Below are 18,182 nucleotides of genomic sequence, written 5' to 3'. Positions count from 1 at the left end.
GAAAGGAGCGTACAACGTAGGCCATGCGCTTCTCACGCCTGGCCCTGCCCTTCGCTGCACTCGGAATCGCCTGCGGACAAGCGGAGGCACCGCCCGCCGCGGTGCCTTCTTCGCCTGCGGTCTCGGCGTCTGCCCCGCCGGTGGCCTCCGTGAGCAAGCGGCCCGTGTACCCGCCGACGGAGAAACGGGCCTCCTCCTTTCAGATGGGAGGGATGTCGTTTCAGGACGACTATGCCTGGCTGAGGAACGACGCCGACCCCGCCGTGGGCCGCTGGATCGAGGCCCAGAATGCATTCACCACCGCCCGTCTCGGTGAGTATCCGCACCTCGAGGCATTGCGGAATCGCTTTCAAGAGCTCACGCTGCGCTCCAAGCCGACGCTTTTTCAAATGATCGGTACGACGGGTGGCGTCTTTGCGCTGCGTCGCGCCCCGAAGGCGCCGCAACCCGCGATCGTGCTCGGGCCACAGATCGAAAAACTGAGCGACGAACGCATCGTGTTCGATCCGGCGGCATTCGATACGACGGGGCAGACGTCGATCGATTGGTTCGCGGTTTCGCTGGACGGCAAGCGCCTTGCGGCGTCGCTATCCAAGAATGGCAGCGAGGACGGCTCGCTCTATGTATTCGAGGCTGCGACGGGCAAGCGCATCGACGGACCGATTTCTCGGGTTCAATACGGCACCGGCGGGGGCAGCGCGGCCTTCGCAGTCGATGGAAAGAGCATCTTTTACACGCGCTACCCCGCACCGGGCGAGCGACCCGAGGCGGAGCTGCACAGCCATCAACAGCTCTATCGCCACGTGATCGGCACGCCGATCGAGCGCGACGAACGCGTGCCGCTCGAGCTTCCGGTCATTGCCGAGATCAAGCTGCTGCACCCCACGGAGGATGGGGTCATCGTGGCCAAGGTTCACATTGGTGACGGCGGCGACCGTCTCTGGTACGTCGGGCAGCCCTCGGTGAAGGGTTACACGTGGACGCGCCTCGCGGAGGGATCCGATGGCATCCCGGAAATGGGCGTTGCGCGCGACGCACTGTATTTGCTGTCGCGAAAAGGCGATCCGCGAGGATCCATCGTGCGCATTCCCATTCGCACGCCGCGGCTCGCGGAAGGCAAAGTCGTGGTCCCTGCGTCCGATCGGGAGCTCACCGGTGTCGTCGCGACGAAGAATCAGCTGGTGGTCTTCGACATCGTGCGTGCGGCGTCGCGCGCTCGCTCGTTCGACCTTTCCGGGAAGCTCCGGGGGGAGGTGCGGCTGCCGGAGCGTTCGACCGTGGAACCCACGATGCCAGCGCCGAACGGTTCGCTCTACGTCGAGATGGAATCGTACGCGGCGCCGCCGTCGATTCGACGGCTCGATCCAGGGGCGTTCGAGCTGCAAAAGACGCCACTGTTCGCGGAATCACCGGCGCGGTTCGACGATCTCGACATCGTGGACGAGGTGGCGGCGTCCCGCGATGGCACCAAGGTGCCCATCACCCTTTTGATGAAGCGCGGAACACCGCGTTCGGTCTCCACGCCGCTGTTGCTCAATGGATACGGCGGATACGGTTTCGGCTACACGCCGAACTTCGAAGCGCGACGCCGCGTGTGGCTCGATCATGGCGGTATTTGGGCGATTGCGCACATCCGCGGCGGCAACGACAACGGCGAATCGTGGCACATCGACGGAAAGCTGGGGCGCAAGCAGAACGTGTTCGACGACTTCATCGCTTCGGCCGATCACCTCGTTTCCGCCGGCTACACATCGAGGCGCAAACTCGCAATCCGCGGCAGCTCGAATGGCGGCCTTTTGATGGCGGCCGTGCTCAGCCAACGGCCCGACCTGGCACGCGCGACGGTCGTCGGGGTACCTTTTCTCGATATGGTGCGATTCGAAACATGGCCCAATGGTCTATTCAACACGACCGAATTCGGGTCGATGCTCGATCCCGAGATGGCACCGAAGCTTGTAGCCTATTCGCCATACCAAAACACCAAAGCGGCAGCTTACCCTTCGGTGTTCATCCTGTCCGGGGTGACCGATGCGCGGGTCCCGCCGGGCGATGCGCGGGAATTCGCCGCGAAGCTGCAGACGCTCTCCACGTCGGACTCGCCGATTCTCCTGCGCACATGGCTCGACGCCGGCCACGGCATCGGCACGAGTGTCTTCAAACGCGCCGAGGAAGACGCGCAAGTGTTCGCATTTCTTTTCCGCGAGCTCGACATAACGTATGCGAATCGGCAATAAGGAGTAGCATTCATGACCAACGTCGTCGTCATTAGCGGTGGGGGTACGGGAATTGGGTTTGCCTCGGCCGTGTACTTTGCACGAAAGGGGGCTCAGCTCGTTCTCCTCGGGCGCAGGGCACACATTCTCACGGATGCGGCCAAGCGGCTCGCCGCGGAATTGCCTGCAGCCCCTGCGGCGCTTTGCCTGACGGGGGACCTGAGCGCGGCGGAAAGTGCCGAGGGGGTCGTCGGCCGGATCCGGGAAGCGTTCACTCACGTCGATGTGCTGGTGAACGCAGCGGGCGGCTCCGTCGTCATGCAAGCGTCGGATGCGCAGTATGCCGATGGGTTGGCGGGCGTTGCGCGACGGTGGACGGACAACTTTCGGCTCAATGTATTGTCCACGGTGCTACTCACCGAAGGGCTGCGGGACCGATTGCGATCGCCCGGCGGACGCATCTTGTTCGTCAGCTCGATTGCGGCCTACCGCGGTTCCGTCCAGGGTTGCTATGCCGCGGCCAAGGCGGCATTGCATCCGTATACCTACGATCTGGCGACGGCGCTCGGCCCAAAAGGGATCACCGTCAATACGGTGGCCCCGGGCTACATCCGCGATACCGAGTTCTTCGGGGAGAAGCTCTCCGACGAGCGCCGTGAGACGCTCATCGCGCAAACCATGAACAAGCGCCCAGGAACGCCCGAGGACGTGGCGAACACCATTGGCTGGCTCGCATCGCCGGAGGCCTCCCACGTCACCGGGCAAATCATCCAAGTCAACGGCGGTGCCGAACGCGGACGCTAAACCGAGCAAGACGGACGCGACCGCGGGCGATTTCTGTGCGCCAACCACGTTCGAGCCGCGTCCTATCGTGGGTGAGGCTGACCAGCGATGACATTGCTCGACAATCGGAAATTTCCCATCAAGATTGACGTCCACGTGCGGCAGGCCGACCTCGGCCGAAATGGCAAAGCAAGTACGATCGGCATGGCCCGCTGGCTCGAGGATGCCCGGATCCGGCTACGACTGCGCCGCTTCGAACGCCTCGTGGCGACGGGTGGTTTCGGCCCGTTCGCCATCCTGCTCGTCGGTCAAGGTATCAACCGGCTCGCACCGGCCGGCTCGACCGGTGCTCACGTTCACGTGCACACGGGCATCAGCCGGATCGGGCGCTCCTCGTTCTCCTACGAGCAAGAGATCACCGCCGGTGAGCAGCGTGTAGGCAGCGGCAACGCCACGGTCGTATTGGCAAGCCATACGGGGCCGCTCCAACTTCCGGACGAGCTCCTCGCCGATCTCGCTGAACTTCAGCTATCAGGAAGCGAATCGACGGTGGCTCGCCCGAGTCCCCAGCGCCTGCAACGCGATCATTACGCATACTGGGCCCCGCTCCGCTCCCGGATCGGTGACGTCGATTCCAACCATCACGTCAACTTCGTCGCGCTGGCCACTTGGTATGACGAGGCCGTCGCCGCGTTTACGACACAATCCATCGGAACGGGCGGTGCGTACCCGCCGCCGGACCTTCCTCCGTGGTCGTACCAGATCCACTATCTCCGCGAGGTGACCTACCCGGGCGAGTACGAGATCGGGCTATCGATCCGATCGGCCGACACGGAATCCGTGCATTACGAGCTAGGCATTTTCCGCGACAGCACCTGCCTGGGCGTGGCCGATGCCGTCGGCGCACGCGGCGATCTGCCGGACGTGGCGCTTCAAGTAGCCAAAGCAACCGCCTAAAGTTCCTCCTCCAGGCTTCTCAAAATCCCCTCGAGGTGAATGCGGTCTTCGCCCGCAAGGGGAAGGATGGGGCGGCGTGGGGTGCCGATGGGGCGGCCTAGGATCTCCAGGGCGGTGTGGCACACGCTGACGTGGCCCTTGTCCATGAGGAAGGACATGAGCGGGGCCAGGCGGCGCTGCAGGATATGGGCGGCGAATTCATTTTGCGAATCATTCGCAAAATTGAAAAGGCGGCGGCATGCGCGGGGGACGATGTTGGCGGCGCCGGAGGTCCAGCCGTCGGCGCCGAGGCGCAGGGCTTCGACGATGGAGTCGTCGCGGCCGCCGAAGATGCGCAGACGGCCTTCTGTGGCCTCTTTGACCTGAGGAATGCGTAGAAGATCGCGGGCGCTCTCCTTGAGGTATTTCACGCGGCCGTCTTGCCAGAGACGCACGATGATGTTCGGTGTCATGTCGACGCCGGTCAGCACGGGGCTGTTGTATGCGAAAATGGGAAGCTGCGTCGCGGATGCGATGGCGCGGTAGTGCGCGCAGAGCTCCGCCTCGTTCAAGGGCCAATACGTGATGGGCACGACCAAGAGGGCGTCGGCACCCACTTTTTCCGCGTGCTCGGAAAGGCGCACGGCTTCGGCCGTGGTCATGGCGCCCGTGCCAATGGCGACGGGCACGCGGCGGCCGACGTGCTTCGTCGTCACCTCGGCGACGCGGCGGCGCTCGGCCTCGGAGAAGGATCCAATGGATCCCGTGCTACCGAAAATGGCAATGCCATCGACACCCGCCGCGATGAGCGTGTCGATGTGCGCGCACAATCGGTCTTCGTCGATGGATTCATCGGGGCGGGTCGGCGTCACCGAAAAGGCGACCAGTCCTTCGAAGGTACCCATGTTCTTGCCCTAGCTTCCTGGCACTTTTGTGGCACTAGCGAAGCGGCGAAAAGCGCGCGGGGATGAGAATCTTGTTCTCTTGCCGCGTGATCAGCGGCCGCACACGGTCGGCGTACCTCTGCCAATCGGGATCGGCGTACAACTGGGCGCGACGCTCGGAACGCTGTTTCAAATCGTCGTAGCCGACCATGAACGTGATCTGATCCAGTTCGCCGATCTCCGAGGAGAACACCCCGATGAGGTTTCCCTGTGTTCGGGCGTGTTTTTCGAGCCCCTGGGACTCGTACAAGGAATAAAATTCAGGGATTTTGCCGCAATGAAGGGTGTACGTCCGCACCTCGATGAACATGCATGGCCTCCCCAGACTGGGCGCGGGCACGCACGCCCGCTACCTTAGCGATGTAAGCTCACCGAAGCGCCGGCGCAAGCGCCGATGCCGATGTCGAAAGATGGCGCCAATCACGCGCTTCAAAAGGGGCCCCAGCGCGCCAATGCGCGGGGTGAACGTCAGCGCGTCCGTCAAAACGCACCCCCCTTCGCCGCCGCTGGTGTCGCCGCTGGTGTCGCCGCTGGTGTCTCTGGCGGCAACACGGCGGCGGTGCTCCCAGCGCGTTTGACTCCAGGACGTGGACTCTTCCCAAAAGGCACGCCCGGGTTCGACCGCCGCCAGCATGAAGTGATGCCGGTCGATGGGAACGAGGCCGCCCAAAAGCACCCAACTGGAAAACATCGGCGTGCGGAGCGGCGCGTCTTCGATGCGCAGATCGGAAGCCTCCGGCGGCGCGGTCATGCGCAGCCACGGCCCCAACTCGGCATTGACGCCCTTCATGGTGCCAACCGTGGCCCAGACCACCTCGACCGGGGCGTTCAACTCGGAGGCGAAGTGGAGGGAGTACGTCCGCGGCATCCTTGCGTTATATACCTCGGCAAGCGTTCACCATGGAGATTCGCTCGAACGAAGAATGGCTCGTCGCACTGCGAGGGCCGAGCCCGCAGGGCGACGGCGTCCGCGAGGAGCTCCGACGTCGTCTCTTGCGCGGGCTTGCGCATGGGTTGGCATCCCGCGCGCTCGACGAAGCCACGCTCGAAGACATGGCCCAGAATGCGCTGCTCCGCGTGCTCGATCGCCTGGCGGATTTCCGCGGCGAGAGTCGGTTCACCACCTGGGCCATGGCCGTGGCCATGCGGGTCGCGCTCAGCGAGCTGCGGCGGGCACACTGGCGCGAGGTCTCGCTGGAGGCCGTCGCCCCGGACGATGCGTGGAACCTCCCCGGCTACGACGAGCCCGTCGCGACAGCCGAGCAATCGATGGCGCAAAGGCACGCGCTGGAGGTGCTCGAGCGCGCGACCCAAGAGAGGCTCACCCCGCGCCAGCGGCAGGTGATCGCCGGCGAGTTGCGCGGCATGCCGCAAGAGGAGATTGCCCTGCAGCTCGGCATTGGACGCAATGCGCTGTACAAACTTGGCCATGACGCGCGGCGTGCCCTGCTGCGTGCGTTGCTCGACGCCGGCCTGAGCGCCGACGACGTGCGCTGGGCCTTCGAGAGCGAAAGGTAAGGCAGTCCGTGCACGATGCATCTAGAGGAAGAAGGTAGCGAGCGATGTCCCTCACAAAACAAGAGATCCAGTGGTTGGTCGAGGGGGTCCTCTCCACGCGAGAGGACGAAATCGGCTGCGACGACTGCCTCTCCCGCGTGGGCGCCTACGCCGAGACCGTCCTCGCCGGGCTCACCATTCCTGAGGCGCTCCGCACCGTCGAGGCCCATTTAAGGGATTGTCCCGAGTGCCGGGAGGAATACGAAGCGCTTTTGCTCGCGCTGCGCGATTCGGCGTAAGACTTCGCGCGGGCGTCGAAGGGGAAAGGAGGCATTGGTCATGGATTCCCTTTCGATCGACCCGGTACGTGTCGAACGCGTCGGCGGTTACGTGCTCCGTTATGGTCTGGTGGCGATTCTTCTGTTCTTCGGCGCCTTCAAGTTCACCGCCGTCGAGGCGCAAGGCATCGAGCCGCTCGTTCGCAACAGCCCGTTCATGTCGTGGATGTACGCGCTCACCAGTGTGCGTGGCGTGTCGAACGTCATTGGCATCCTCGAGATCGTCGTGGCCGGCGCACTGCTCGCACGACCGTGGTCCGCGAAGGTCGCGGCCGTGGGAAGCTTCGGCGGGGTGCTGATCTTTTTGACGACGTTGAGCTTTCTCGTCACCACCCCAGGCATCTGGGTGTCGGTTCCCGGCTTTCCCCTGCCTGTGCCAAACGAAATGGGATGCTTCATCGCGAAGGACGTCTTTTTGCTGGGCGCCTCGCTATGGAGCGCCGCCGAAGCGTTGCGGCATTCGAACGAATACACAATTGGCGAATTGAGCAGGTCACTTCGGTGATTGCCATATCGCCGAAGGTGCCCCATTTCTTCGGCTCATGCATCGTATCGGCTCGTTGGCGTTGGCACTCGTTCTCACCGCATGTTCCGCACACGCCACCGCCGTCGCGGAGCCGTCCGCGGCGGGCCAATGGGGCAATGTTCGTGTCGAGCCTGGGCAGAAGCAATCGGGGTTCTTGCCGGTGGCGGCGGGCCCCGATGGAGCAACGCAATTGCCCATGACCATCGTGCGCGGCGCGAAGCCGGGGCCCGTCGTCGCCGTGCTCGCGGGGGTCCACGGTTCGGAGTACGTGCCCATCTTGGCCTCGCAGCGATTGCGCGAACAGCTCGATCCGAAGGAGCTCTCCGGCACCGTGGTGTTGGTGCATTCGTCGAACCCGCCCGCGTTCTTTCAGCGCACCGTGTACTATTCACCCGTCGACTGGAAAAACCTGAATCGCGTCTTTCCCGGAAAGGCCAATGGAACGCTCACCGAACGCGTCGCGCACGTGCTCACCCGCGACGTGATCGAGCGCGCGGATGCGATGCTCGATCTGCATGCCGGCGATGCGAACGAAGCGCTCACCCCGTACGTAGCCTACATTGCAGACTCGCCGGATCCCCGGCTCGTGGCGCGGGCGCGGGACATGGCCCTCGCCTTCGGCATCGACGTGGTCAAAGCGCGCACGCCGGGGGTGCTCGATCCCGCGCACACGAAGTACACGAGCGACACCGCCGCCGCGCGGGGCAAGCCGGCCATTGGCGTCGAGTTGGGGCAGCTTGCGCAAGCGCCCGAGGCCGAGGTGGCGCGCGTGGCCGATGGGGTGATGCGGGTGCTGCGGCACCTCCACGTTCTGCCGGGGGAAGCGCGGCCGGTGGAGCATCCGCGGTGGCTCGTGCGCACGGAGTCCATCACGGCCACGGCCGAGGGCATTCTGACGACGAGTCTGCAACCAGGGCAACGGGTCGAGGCCGGTGAGCGCGTGGGAACGATCCGCGACTTCTTTGGCCAGGTCTTGGCCGAGGCGCGTGCGCCCATTGCCGGTACGGTCGTCTATGTGACCAAGACGCCGCCCATCCGCGCCGGGGAGTCGATTGCCAGCATTGGGCAATTCGACGATGCGCCACCTCACGCCAATCCGTGAGACGTCGAGATCGTTGACGCGGGCCGTGCGTAAGAGACGCTCATGGCACGCGTGCAATTCGGTTGGGCGCTGGGGATGGGATGTGCAGTGGTCGTGAGTTGTGCTCCGTCGGGTCATGCCCCACCGGGGGCATCGGGCGTTGCGGCGCCTGCGGAGGTGGCCATCGCCAAGGTCGAGCCACCCGCGGTCGCAACCGCAACGGCGCCACCTTCTCGTTTCGTGCATCGGCCCCGGCCGCCGGTGCCGCAACGTCCGCCGCCGCCCGTGGTCATGGCCGCGATGGCGGGTGAGCCGAGCCCTGCGACATCGCGTCTGGAGAGTGCGAGCTGCGCGAAAGCGGCGAGCGAGGATCGCGAAGCACGCGTGCAGGCCATGCGCGCAGAGGTGGATCGCGCCTTCGGACAATGGCGCAGAAATAAGGAGTCTTGTCAGGCGCGAAGGTATTCCAAACGGAGCTCGCTGGAGATGGATGCGCCCGAGCCCCCGCGGTCCGTCCCCGTCCCCACCACTGCAATGCCCAAACCCCTCTCCGAAGGCCACGCGAGCATGGCGATCGATGCGGCTGCACCGCAGGGTACCGGTGCACCGAAGCAAGAAGCGCCTGCGAAGGCCGGCAGGGCCTCGGGTACGAACAACCAGGTCGCAGGGGTCGACGAGGCGGACATCGTGAAGAACGATGGCCGCTACGTGTACTTTGCAGCCAATGGCGCTTTGCGCATCGCCGAAGCGCTGCAGCCGCGCATCGTATCGGTCACGCCCCTGTCGGGTGTCGCGCGCAACCTGTTCGTCGAGGGCGATCACGCCGTGGTCTACAGCTCCAATGCGCCCGCGAACCGCCCTTGCACCTATGGCTACGATTGCGCCTTCGCCGGAGACGGCACCAAAACGACCATCACCGTCTACGACGTGGCGGATCGCACCGCGCCGAAGATCGTGCGGCAAATCGACCTCTCCGGCTCCCTCATGGCCGCCCGGCGCATCGGCAATGCCGTACACACCGTGGTCGCCGATGGCGATTCCCTCGCCCCCTCGTACGCCACATGGCCCGAAGATCTGGGCAGCTGCGACGAGATCAGCGAAAAGGTCGCCGAGGCGAAGTTCTGGAAGCTCAAACTCGCCAACGAGCGCAAGCTTCGCGAGCAGCCCCCCACCTTTCCCACGATGCGAGACCACGGAACCGAGCAACCCATTTGCAAGGAGGGCTTACTGCGCACCCGGGTCCACGATGGCGGGGCGTTCACCACGGTGGTCTCCTTCGATTTGCAGAACGACAAATCCGCGCCCACCACGGCCATGGTCAAGAGCCGGCCCGGCGCAGTATTCGCCTCCGAGAGCGGGCTCTATCTGTCGGTCACCCATCAAAAATCGTCCTACGACGAGGTGAGCGAGATTCACAAATTCCGTATCGGCGGCAACCCGCACGACACGAAATACCTGGGCAGCGGCGTGGTTCCAGGTCACGTGCTCAATCAATTTGCCATGGATGAATGGGCCGGCTATTTGCGTATCGCCACCACGCGCGGACGCGTGCCCGATCCCAAGGTGCAAAGCACGGTATCCATTTTACGCGAAGGCGGAGGGCACAACCTGGCCCGCGTGGGCGCCATCGGGAAAATCGCCCCGGGCGAAGACATTCGCGCCGTCCGCTTCGACGGCGACCGCGCCTATGTCGTCACCTTCAAGAAAACCGATCCCCTGTTCGTGCTCGACCTTTACCATCCGGCGCACCCGGCGATCCTCGGGGAGCTGAAGATTCCCGGCTTCTCCACATACATCCACCGCATCGACCCGGAACACCTGTTGTCGATTGGCTTCGACGCGAACGACCATGGCAGCTTCGCCTATTTCGATGGAGTCATCCTACAGCTTTTCGATGTGAAGAATCCCACCGATCCAAAGCTCGTGCACAAGGAGAAAATCGGAACGCGCGGTTCGAGCTCGGAGGCGGCGACCGATCATCTCGCGTTCAACTACTTCGCCGAGCAGGGGCTCTTGGCCGTGCCCATGACCGTCTGCGAAGGCGGCGGGGACGGGATGCAGGGCAACGAGGTCTCCTTCAGCGGATTGCTCGTCTACGACGTGGACATCGACAAAGGCTTCACGCGGCTCGGGGGGGTGAACCACGCCGGCAGCCATATGGGATGCAGCACCTGGTGGTCCAATGCCTCCTCGGCGGTCAAGCGCAGCATCTTCCTCGACGACCTGGTCTACTCCATCGCCTCGGATCGCGCGAAGGTCCAGCACCTCGGCCGCCTGGGCGTCGACGTGGCGGACCTTCCGCTCTCTCCCTGAGTTCAGCGCGGGCGGGGAATGGATGCGAATTCGTCCCCCGGTTTCCATGCGGGCAGCGCCGGCGTATTCGCAATGCGCAGTCCGGCGAGGAGCAAGAGCCGTGCATCCTGAACGGCGCCGCTCAAATCCCAATTGGGATCGTATTCGTCGGAAGGCTGGTGGTACTTGGTGCTCTCGAAGAGGACCGTTTGCTCCGCGCCCCAGCCGGCAGGGCGACCGACGAAATCGGGCCCGCCCTTGATGTAGATTCCAGGAATTCCAACTTTCGCAAAGCTGAATTGGTCCGAGCGGTAATAAGAACCACGATCGGGGAACGCATCGCCATGCACGGTGCGGCCTTGGGCCTTGGCCACGGCGGTCACCACGTCGTCCAGGGACGATTTGCCCAATCCAACGAAACCAACGTCGCGCGTCTCGCCTAGAACGTTGGCCGAGTCGGTGTTCAAATTCGCGGCAATGCGGCCCGGCGCGAACGTCGGGTGCTCGCTGTACCACTCCGAGCCCAAGAGACCTTGCTCCTCGGCGCCCACGGACATGAAGAGGACGGAGCGGCGCGGTTTGGGCTCGGAAAGCGCAGCGGCACGTGCAACGGCGAGAATTTGCGCCACGCCCGATGCATTGTCGACGGCACCATTGTAAATGGCATCCCCATTGCGAGGGGCACCCAAGCCGAGATGATCATGGTGCGCGGTGTAGATGACCGCCTCCTTCGCCAACTCGGGATCGCTGCCCGGCAGAACACCGATGACGTTCCCCGTCTTCATGTTTCGCACGGTGTTCGTGAACGTGAGATCCATGGTGACGCCCAGCGGCCGAGGGCGGAAATCTCGCTTTTCGGCGGCGCTGCGCAGCGCATCCAGATCTTCACCGGAGAGGGCGGCGATGCGCTTGCTGGCCTCCTCCGTAGCCCACATCTTGGCGGACGTGCGCGGCTGGCCCGACGGCGGAAGCTCGTATTTCTCCCGCGCGTTCGACGTCACCACGACCTGCCACGGATAGCCGGCCGATGGCGTCGTGTGGATGATGATGGCGCCCTTTGCCCCTTTCTTCGCGGCTTGCAGGTACTTGTAATCCCAGCGGCCGTACCATAGACGCGTGCTTCCCGCGAAGAGTGCGGGATCGTCCGAGGGGTCGTTGTTCATGACCACGACGATTTTGCCGGTCACATCGACATCTTTGTAATCGTCCCACTGGTATTCCGGTGCGACGATGCCGTATCCGACGAACACCAGCTCCGCCGCGGTGATCTTCACCTCGGGCTCGTGCACGCCCGACACGACCACGAGCTCGTTGGGCACCTCGAGCGACTCCTTCTTCTGAGGATCGCGCTGCGACGAAAAGACGACCGGTGTCGGAACTTCCGCCTTGATGGCAACGAGCGGCACGTCTTGAAGAAATGTCCCTTGCTCTCCCCCCGGCTGGAGCCCCACCTTGCGAAATTCGTCGGCGATGTACTGCATCGCCAGCAGGCCGCCCGGCGAACCAGGCCCGCGGCCCTCGAGGGCATCGTCCGCCAAATATTGGATGTGCGGCGCGATTCGCTCGGCCGTGACTTCCGACTGAAGGCGCTGCTCTTCGGCAGAGAATCCATCCGCCGCGGGTGAACCGCCGTCGTCGCTCGAGCTGCACGCGAGCGAAACCACGGAGATGACCCCGAAGAAAACGCGATGGCCGTATGTCGTTCTCATACGGACGATTTTACGGCCATCGTTCCTCCTCGAGATACCTGAATTTTCCACTGACAGAGAAAATGGCGGAAGACGCCATCGCTCTCAGCCACGGCGCGGCGCGCAACGGTGAAGCGTCTCTGGTATTCTGGGCACGACCTGCGATGGCGATGACGGAAGAACAACTCCCGATCCAAATCGGAGACGTCATCGATGGCAAATACCGGATCGAGCGAATCCTGGGCCGAGGTGGCATGGGGGTCGTGGTGCGCGCCACGCACCTGCAGCTCGAACAGGCCGTGGCGCTCAAGTTCGTGCTGCCGCGGGTCGCGGAGGTAGAGGCCTTTCGCGAGCGCTTTCTGCGTGAGGCTCGGGCTTCGTCGCGCCTGCGGAGCGAACACGTGGCCCGGGTGTACGACGTGGGCACCACGGAAGCGGGCCTTCCCTACCTGGTGATGGAGCTCCTGGAGGGCAACGATCTCGCGACCCTGATCCATCGAAGTGGGCCGATGGCGGTGGCCGATGCCGTCGAATACGTCGTGCAAGCGTGCGAGGCCATCGTGGAGGCGCACGATTTGGGGATCGTGCATCGCGATCTCAAGCCCGCCAACTTGTTCGTCACGCGGCGGCCCAATGGAGCACCGTTGCTGAAGGTGCTCGATTTCGGGATTTCGAAACAGATTGGCCCGGGCGCGACGGCGGCGGCCGCGCTCACGCAGTCGACGGCGGTCTTGGGCTCACCGTTGTACATGGCGCCCGAGCAGCTGCGCTCGGCACGAGCGGTGGATGCGCGGAGCGATGTGTGGGCGCTGGGCATCATCGCGTACGAGTTGCTCACAGGTCGGGTGCCCTTCCACGGGGAGACGCTGACCGAACTTTGTTTGAAGGTGGTGAGCGATCCTGCGGCGCCGCCGAGCGAGGCACGGCACGATCTGCCGCCGGAGTTGGTGAGCATCGTGATGCGGTGCCTGGAGAAGGAGCCGAGTGCGCGCTATTCGAGCGTGGCCATGTTGGCGGCGGCGCTCGAGCCTTTCTCGGCGAGCGCATCGCGCGGGGTGACGGAGCGCGCGTGGCGGTCGCTGGCCGAGACGATGGCACCGCTGGATGACGTGGCGATGCCCGTCCAAGCCGCGCCGACGAATGCGACGGAGAACTCGACGTGGGGTGGGACACGGCCTTCGGCGCTCGATCTTCCGCGGAGGAGGAGTCGGGTCGTGGCGGCAGCGTCGCTGGTGATCGTGTTCGTGGCAGGTGCAGGGCTGTTCGCGCTGCGAGGATCGGGCCCCGCGCCAGCACCGACGCCGACGTCGGGTGCTGCGTCGCCCGCGGTGGTGGTGGCGTCTCCCTCGACGGCGCGGGTCACGGAGTCGGAGATCGTCGCTGCATCGACCGCACTCCAGGTCGAGGTCGATGCCGGCGCGCCGCTGAAAGCGAATCCTCCGCCGGTGCGGCGGCCTTCCTCGCGACGGCCGGCGGGCCCTGCGGCGTCGGGGAGCGCGCCGGCATCCGCTTCTTCGCAAGCGCCTTCGGAAACGCCGAGGACCTCGCCCAACGGGGCACCGATCCTTCACTAGGAAAACGCTATAGTGCGCCCGTGCATTTCGCCCGCCTCGCCGTGGTCCTCGGTCTCATCGCCCTCGCTTCGCCGGCATGGGCGGACGATCCGAATGCGCTGATCGAGCACGGCGTGGCGCTGCGGGAGCAGGGGCGCGACGAAGAAGCGCTGGCCGAGTTTCGAAAGGCATTCACCATCGCCCCCACGCCGCGGGCGCAGGCGCAGCTGGGGCTCGCCGAGCAAGCGCTGGGTCTATGGGTCGCGGCCGAGGCGGATGTGCGCGATGCGCTGAAGAGCCAGGGCGATCCCTGGATCCAGAAGAACCGCGCGGTGCTGGAGCAATCGCTCCGAACCATCGCGCAACACCTCGGCACCCTCGAGGTGCGCGGAAGGGCGGGTGCAGCGCTCTTCGTCGACGGCGCCCAGGTCGGTCAATTGCCGCTGGAGCGCGGTCTTCGCATCGAAGCCGGGCATCGAACCCTCGAGGTGCGCGCCGAGGGGTTCCAATCGACGTCGCGCACCATCATCGTCTCGCCGGGCGAAACGGCACGCGAGACGATCGAGCTGCGCCCCAGCGTCACGCGGGAGGAACCCTCGACGCCCGTGCGCGAACCGCGCCCCAACGACGTCCCTCCGCCTCCTGCGTCCAGCGGTGCGACCCAGCGCACGTTGGGCTGGGTGCTCACCGGCGTGGGCGGCGCGGCCTTGGTCACGGGAGTCATCGGCCTCATCGCGCGCGCAAACGCCGTGTCGGCCTACAACGACGATCCGAGCTGCCCTGGAACGGACAACCCGGCCCCTCGGCCGTCGCAGTGCCAATCGCACGTCGACGCCGAGGGAACATGGAAGGCCATTGCCATCGCCGGCCTCGCGGGCGGTGCAGCATTGGGCGCCGGTGGTTTGGCGCTGGTGCTCACCGCTCCCCGCGGGCCTCACGGCACCGCGGGGATTTCTCTCTCAGGCACCTTCTAGCGACGGATCAGAACAGCCCAGAAACCAGATTCGTAAACGTGTCGTGCCCGGCGCGGTTCGGGTGGTACGACTCGCTGATCGGATTGGAGAGACCGTTGATCCATTCCGTGTCGTCGCAGACGGCGTGACCGTTGAACGGCGTGCGCGCATCGACGAACTTGAAGCTGTGCGCGCTCGCGCGCCCCTTGATCGTCGTGGCAAGGAGATCGGCGGTCGCGTTCAGCCTCGACTGCTCGTCCGCGCTGATGCGGGCCAGCGCGTTGCAGGTCTCCCCGTTGAAGATGCGCGGGTAGCCCACGACGATGACCACGGCATTGGGCGCCTTGGCGCGAATGTCGTTGTACAGGCCATCGAGCTGGCCGGGCAGCGTGTTCTTGATGAAGTTGTTCGCCTTGTCGATGTCGCCGTTGCAGTTCGTCGGCCAGGGCCCGGCGCACTTGGTGATGACGTCGGCGAAGCCCGCGTCGTTGCCGCCGACCGAAACGGTGACCAAGCCGGTGTTGGAGTTGAGGGACCCCAGTTGATTCCGCACGTCCGGGATGCGCGCGCCCGAGCAGGCCACGAACGTCAGGTTCAAGCCTTTCGCCGAGGCGAGCTGCGGGCCGTAGGCATGGTTGGAGCGCTTGCAGCCATCGTCCGTGTACTCCCTCGTGCCGAGGCCCGATGCGTACGAGTCGCCCAGCGCCACATAATTGTTCGAGACGAGCTGACTCTCGATTCCCTCGGAGTCTTCATCGACGTCGCGTGCTGCACATCCGACCAACATCAACGCCAACGGCAAGAACGTAGTCCATTTCATGTCAGCCCTCCGCATCGAGTACGGCGATCCGTGATGCAATCGAGATCGCGATGCTTCGATTGAGCACTTCGAAACTCGATGAACACCTTATTTCGGTGAGATACTCTCATAGGCATGAATCAAAAGTCCATGTAGTTCCAGGCAATTCTACATTCCATGATCACATGGAATAGTCCGTCCTTTCCGGAACGGGATGCATCCGTGGTCATGACGCGCGGCGTCTATTCGCAATTGGGCAACGTGTTTCGCACGACTTCGCGACAACGTCGCGAGGCATGGCGAGATCACATGTCATACGCGCAGGATCATCGCCGACTCACCCCCGCACGGCCGCGGCTCGGCCTCGGCGATCACGAAGACATCGGTCGCGCCGAAGCGGACGTCCTCCGCCATGCCCGCGGCAATGGGCGTCACGATGTGCTCCTCGATCCAGCGCTTGAGCGGGCGCGCGCCACGGGTCAGGTGCTGGAAGGCGCGCGGCTGTTGCTCGACGCGGCTCGCAAGGCTCTTGACGTTGCCGCCCGATTCCAGACGGCGCCGCGAGATAGCGAGTCGGCGGCGTCGCGACTCAGGGAATGTTCTTGTGCACCGTCCAATGTGGGGTGTGGTCGTAGCCCTGGACTCGGGCAATCGTATATTGCGGATTGCCTGGATTGCGCGGGTCCTCGAGGACGTCGCTCAGTCGGACGAGTTCCGGCTGGCCGTCGGCGGTGACGTCGAGAAGGGTCCAGTTTTCGTCGCCGACCTTCTTGCTGCCCTCGCTCGCGAAAAGGCTCTCGGTCGTGGCAAAGCCATGGTCGCGCAGGCCGCCGGGCTGCGGGAGCTTCCAGTCTTTGCCCTCGTTCTCGCCTTCGAACGAGTCGCCCTTGTTGTGGAAGACCCTCCAGAACGGATTGTCGCCCTGACGTCCCAGGTTGTACACGCCCGGGTCGGCGCCGGCGGAGAATTCGCCGGTGACGACCAGATCGGGCTTGGCGTCGCCGTCGATGTCGACCGTCCTCCACACCTTGTCGCCGGGAACGTTCACGGAGCTCACCGCCGCAGCAAAGTATCCGCCCGCACCGATTCCGCCGCGCGGCAGGGGCCATGGTTTCATGCTGTCGAAGCCCGTGCCCGTGTTGGCGTACACCTCCCAGTGCGACGTGCTCGGATAGCCAAAGGCTTTCATCTGCTGGCTGATTTGGGACGCGGTGATGACCAAATCCGGTTTTCCGTCGCCGGTCATATCGAATACGCTCCACACGTTGTCGCCGTCCTCGGCGTCGGCGACGCTGGCGGGACCAGAGGTTGCGTTGAGGCCATCGTCGCCCACCCCGCGTTGCTTCGGCAGCGTCCACGAGGTCGACGCCGCGGAGAATCCCTTGCCGTCGTTCAGGTACACGTCCCAGTGCGGCGCGCTCGGTTGGCCGGGGGGACGCGCGCGGAAGCCGCCAGCGCCGGCATCGGGCCCCGCTTTGATCTCCTCCACCTTGCCGTAGGCGACGATGTCCGGCCGCTTGTCGCCGTTCATGTCCCGCATTTCCCAGACCTGTGTCTTGTAGTTCGCCCGCACGGCGGAGGCTTCGAGGGAGAGGCCCGCGAACGTATCCCAAACGGGGGTCTTGGGAACGAGCCACTTCGTCGGTTCCTTGGAGAAGCCCGATCCGTCGTTGAGGTACACGCGCCAATACGGCGCCTCCGCATCGCCGCCGAAGACGCGGAAGACATACCCCACTTGGACGAGCTCCTCGGCGGAGCCGGTCACCACCAAATCGGGTTTGCCGTCGCCGTCCATATCGCGCACCACCCAGGCGAGATCGCCCTGCTTGTTCACCTGGCCGTGGCCATTGTGGATTCGATCGGCGCCTCCCTGCATGGCCATGCGGTTGAAGCCGCGCGCGGTCCGGCCGCCCTGCGGCACGGGCCATTGGATGAAGTCTTTGCGGAAGCCCTCGGCGCTCCCCAAGTACACGTGCCAGTTCGGTGACGCGCTGAGGTCGAAGACTTCGTCGAGGATGTTGTCGTCACCCGGCTCCTCGGAGAGCACTTGGCGAATGGTCGTGGTGATGACCAAATCGGGATACCTGTCGCCGTTCATGTCGCGCAGGGCCCAGAACTCGTCGCCCTCGCTCGTGTACGCCCCCTGGTTGGCCGTGGTGTAGATGCCCGCGAGGCGCATGCCGGCCACCGGCAACGTGTACTCGATGGGCGAAAGCTCGAACTTCTCTCCGAGAACCGGGTTATCGTTGCCCGGATCGTTGGGACTCTTGTCGGGCGAATCATCGCTCTTGCTGCTGCAGGCCACGGCGAGCGCGCCGAGAAACGTCACGAGCAAAAGGGGATCATGTCGGCGCATTCTCGTTCAACACCTTTCCATTCGTAGCGACTTATCGTTCTTGTTTCGTGTTCTGGACGTCGATGGGTTCCCCATCGAGCCGTCGTCGCCGGCGTCCATAGCAACGCGAATGCCCGAGGCTTCCGCGTGTGATTCCCGCCGCTTGCGGCGCACATGTACCGAGGCGCCGTCGGTCGGGTGTACCAAATGACGTATTTGCGTCGGTACACCGAGAACCATCGGT

General features: G+C 64.6%; 16 protein-coding genes. 10 read left to right on the top strand and 6 right to left on the bottom strand.

The window, feature by feature from the left end:
- Positions 1 to 23 precede the first annotated feature (23 nt).
- From LVJ94_06730 to LVJ94_06720, 3 genes are all read left to right on the top strand, one after another.
- Positions 24 to 2,234, top strand: coding sequence for a prolyl oligopeptidase family serine peptidase (locus LVJ94_06730; GenBank protein WXB06930.1), 2,211 nt, complete (start codon positions 24 to 26; stop codon positions 2,232 to 2,234).
- A gap of 12 nt (positions 2,235 to 2,246) precedes the next feature.
- A complete protein-coding gene (locus tag LVJ94_06725; GenBank protein WXB06929.1) occupies positions 2,247 to 3,017 on the top strand; it encodes an SDR family oxidoreductase in 771 nt (256 codons plus the stop codon).
- A gap of 87 nt (positions 3,018 to 3,104) precedes the next feature.
- The gene (locus LVJ94_06720) at positions 3,105 to 3,953 is read left to right on the top strand and encodes a hypothetical protein (GenBank protein WXB06928.1); all 849 of its coding nucleotides are present in this window, start codon (positions 3,105 to 3,107) and stop codon (positions 3,951 to 3,953) included.
- Here LVJ94_06720 and LVJ94_06715 read toward each other — a convergent pair.
- The 3 genes from LVJ94_06715 to LVJ94_06705 are packed head-to-tail and all read right to left on the bottom strand — an operon-like array spanning position 3,950 to position 5,744.
- Positions 3,950 to 4,837: a dihydrodipicolinate synthase family protein gene (locus LVJ94_06715; protein ID WXB06927.1), complete on the bottom strand. Its 888-nt coding sequence runs from the start codon at positions 4,835 to 4,837 to the stop codon at positions 3,950 to 3,952. The two genes, LVJ94_06720 and LVJ94_06715, sit on opposite strands and share 4 nt — an antisense overlap.
- A gap of 34 nt (positions 4,838 to 4,871) precedes the next feature.
- Positions 4,872 to 5,186, bottom strand: a complete 315-nt coding sequence (locus LVJ94_06710; GenBank protein ID WXB06926.1) for an NIPSNAP family protein — start codon at positions 5,184 to 5,186, stop codon at positions 4,872 to 4,874.
- Between the two features lie 39 nt (positions 5,187 to 5,225).
- On the bottom strand, positions 5,226 to 5,744 hold the full coding sequence (locus LVJ94_06705) for a hypothetical protein (protein ID WXB06925.1): 519 nt from the start codon (positions 5,742 to 5,744) through the stop codon (positions 5,226 to 5,228).
- A 32-nt stretch (positions 5,745 to 5,776) separates the two neighbouring features.
- On the opposite strand from LVJ94_06705, the gene LVJ94_06700 reads away from it, so the two are divergent.
- The 5 genes from LVJ94_06700 to LVJ94_06680 are packed head-to-tail and all read left to right on the top strand — an operon-like array spanning position 5,777 to position 10,631.
- Positions 5,777 to 6,394, top strand: coding sequence for a sigma-70 family RNA polymerase sigma factor (locus tag LVJ94_06700; protein ID WXB06924.1), 618 nt, complete (start codon positions 5,777 to 5,779; stop codon positions 6,392 to 6,394).
- A 44-nt stretch (positions 6,395 to 6,438) separates the two neighbouring features.
- Entirely contained in the window at positions 6,439 to 6,672 is a 234-nt protein-coding gene (locus tag LVJ94_06695) for a hypothetical protein (GenBank protein ID WXB06923.1), read from the top strand.
- Positions 6,673 to 6,712: 40 nt separating this feature from the next.
- Positions 6,713 to 7,216, top strand: a complete 504-nt coding sequence (locus LVJ94_06690) for a DUF417 family protein (protein ID WXB06922.1) — start codon at positions 6,713 to 6,715, stop codon at positions 7,214 to 7,216.
- 37 nt (positions 7,217 to 7,253) lie between these two features.
- Positions 7,254 to 8,339, top strand: a complete 1,086-nt coding sequence (locus LVJ94_06685; protein WXB06921.1) for a M14 family metallopeptidase — start codon at positions 7,254 to 7,256, stop codon at positions 8,337 to 8,339.
- A gap of 42 nt (positions 8,340 to 8,381) precedes the next feature.
- Complete coding sequence (locus tag LVJ94_06680; protein ID WXB06920.1) at positions 8,382 to 10,631, top strand: beta-propeller domain-containing protein; 2,250 nt, start codon at positions 8,382 to 8,384, stop codon at positions 10,629 to 10,631.
- 2 nt (positions 10,632 to 10,633) lie between these two features.
- Here the strand turns inward: LVJ94_06680 and LVJ94_06675 are convergent, their stop codons facing one another.
- Positions 10,634 to 12,319: a M28 family peptidase gene (locus LVJ94_06675; protein WXB06919.1), complete on the bottom strand. Its 1,686-nt coding sequence runs from the start codon at positions 12,317 to 12,319 to the stop codon at positions 10,634 to 10,636.
- Between the two features lie 149 nt (positions 12,320 to 12,468).
- Between LVJ94_06675 and LVJ94_06670 the strand changes: the two genes are divergently transcribed.
- Together LVJ94_06670 and LVJ94_06665 are read left to right on the top strand one after the other, a co-directional pair.
- The gene (locus LVJ94_06670) at positions 12,469 to 13,872 is read left to right on the top strand and encodes a protein kinase (GenBank protein WXB06918.1); all 1,404 of its coding nucleotides are present in this window, start codon (positions 12,469 to 12,471) and stop codon (positions 13,870 to 13,872) included.
- A gap of 20 nt (positions 13,873 to 13,892) precedes the next feature.
- Positions 13,893 to 14,825 carry a PEGA domain-containing protein gene (locus LVJ94_06665; protein ID WXB06917.1) on the top strand — a complete coding sequence of 311 codons (933 nt, stop codon included), beginning with the start codon at positions 13,893 to 13,895 and terminating at the stop codon, positions 14,823 to 14,825.
- Positions 14,826 to 14,832: 7 nt separating this feature from the next.
- Here LVJ94_06665 and LVJ94_06660 read toward each other — a convergent pair whose 3' ends face one another.
- Together LVJ94_06660 and LVJ94_06655 are read right to left on the bottom strand one after the other, a co-directional pair.
- Positions 14,833 to 15,624 (bottom strand): SGNH/GDSL hydrolase family protein, encoded by a 792-nt coding sequence (locus LVJ94_06660; protein ID WXB06916.1) that lies wholly within the window; start codon positions 15,622 to 15,624, stop codon positions 14,833 to 14,835.
- Between the two features lie 568 nt (positions 15,625 to 16,192).
- Positions 16,193 to 17,959, bottom strand: a complete 1,767-nt coding sequence (locus tag LVJ94_06655) for an FG-GAP-like repeat-containing protein (GenBank protein ID WXB06915.1) — start codon at positions 17,957 to 17,959, stop codon at positions 16,193 to 16,195.
- Positions 17,960 to 18,182: the final 223 nt, after the last annotated feature.

It is taken from the genome of Sorangiineae bacterium MSr11367, assembly GCA_037157805.1.
GTDB lineage: Bacteria > Myxococcota_A > Polyangia > Polyangiales > Polyangiaceae > Pendulispora > Pendulispora rubella.
This window is presented reverse-complemented; position numbering and strand designations above follow the sequence as displayed.

Coding starts and splice junctions, on each gene's coding strand:
- LVJ94_06660 (WXB06916.1), bottom strand. CDS start 15,624: ATGAAATGGACTACGTTCTTGCCGTTGGCGTTGATGTTGGTCGGATGT.
- LVJ94_06725 (WXB06929.1), top strand. CDS start 2,247: ATGACCAACGTCGTCGTCATTAGCGGTGGGGGTACGGGAATTGGGTTT.
- LVJ94_06670 (WXB06918.1), top strand. CDS start 12,469: ATGACGGAAGAACAACTCCCGATCCAAATCGGAGACGTCATCGATGGC.
- LVJ94_06710 (WXB06926.1), bottom strand. CDS start 5,186: ATGTTCATCGAGGTGCGGACGTACACCCTTCATTGCGGCAAAATCCCT.
- LVJ94_06695 (WXB06923.1), top strand. CDS start 6,439: ATGTCCCTCACAAAACAAGAGATCCAGTGGTTGGTCGAGGGGGTCCTC.
- LVJ94_06715 (WXB06927.1), bottom strand. CDS start 4,837: ATGGGTACCTTCGAAGGACTGGTCGCCTTTTCGGTGACGCCGACCCGC.
- LVJ94_06675 (WXB06919.1), bottom strand. CDS start 12,319: ATGAGAACGACATACGGCCATCGCGTTTTCTTCGGGGTCATCTCCGTG.
- LVJ94_06705 (WXB06925.1), bottom strand. CDS start 5,744: ATGCCGCGGACGTACTCCCTCCACTTCGCCTCCGAGTTGAACGCCCCG.
- LVJ94_06680 (WXB06920.1), top strand. CDS start 8,382: ATGGCACGCGTGCAATTCGGTTGGGCGCTGGGGATGGGATGTGCAGTG.
- LVJ94_06685 (WXB06921.1), top strand. CDS start 7,254: ATGCATCGTATCGGCTCGTTGGCGTTGGCACTCGTTCTCACCGCATGT.
- LVJ94_06700 (WXB06924.1), top strand. CDS start 5,777: ATGGAGATTCGCTCGAACGAAGAATGGCTCGTCGCACTGCGAGGGCCG.
- LVJ94_06730 (WXB06930.1), top strand. CDS start 24: ATGCGCTTCTCACGCCTGGCCCTGCCCTTCGCTGCACTCGGAATCGCC.
- LVJ94_06655 (WXB06915.1), bottom strand. CDS start 17,959: ATGCGCCGACATGATCCCCTTTTGCTCGTGACGTTTCTCGGCGCGCTC.
- LVJ94_06720 (WXB06928.1), top strand. CDS start 3,105: ATGACATTGCTCGACAATCGGAAATTTCCCATCAAGATTGACGTCCAC.
- LVJ94_06690 (WXB06922.1), top strand. CDS start 6,713: ATGGATTCCCTTTCGATCGACCCGGTACGTGTCGAACGCGTCGGCGGT.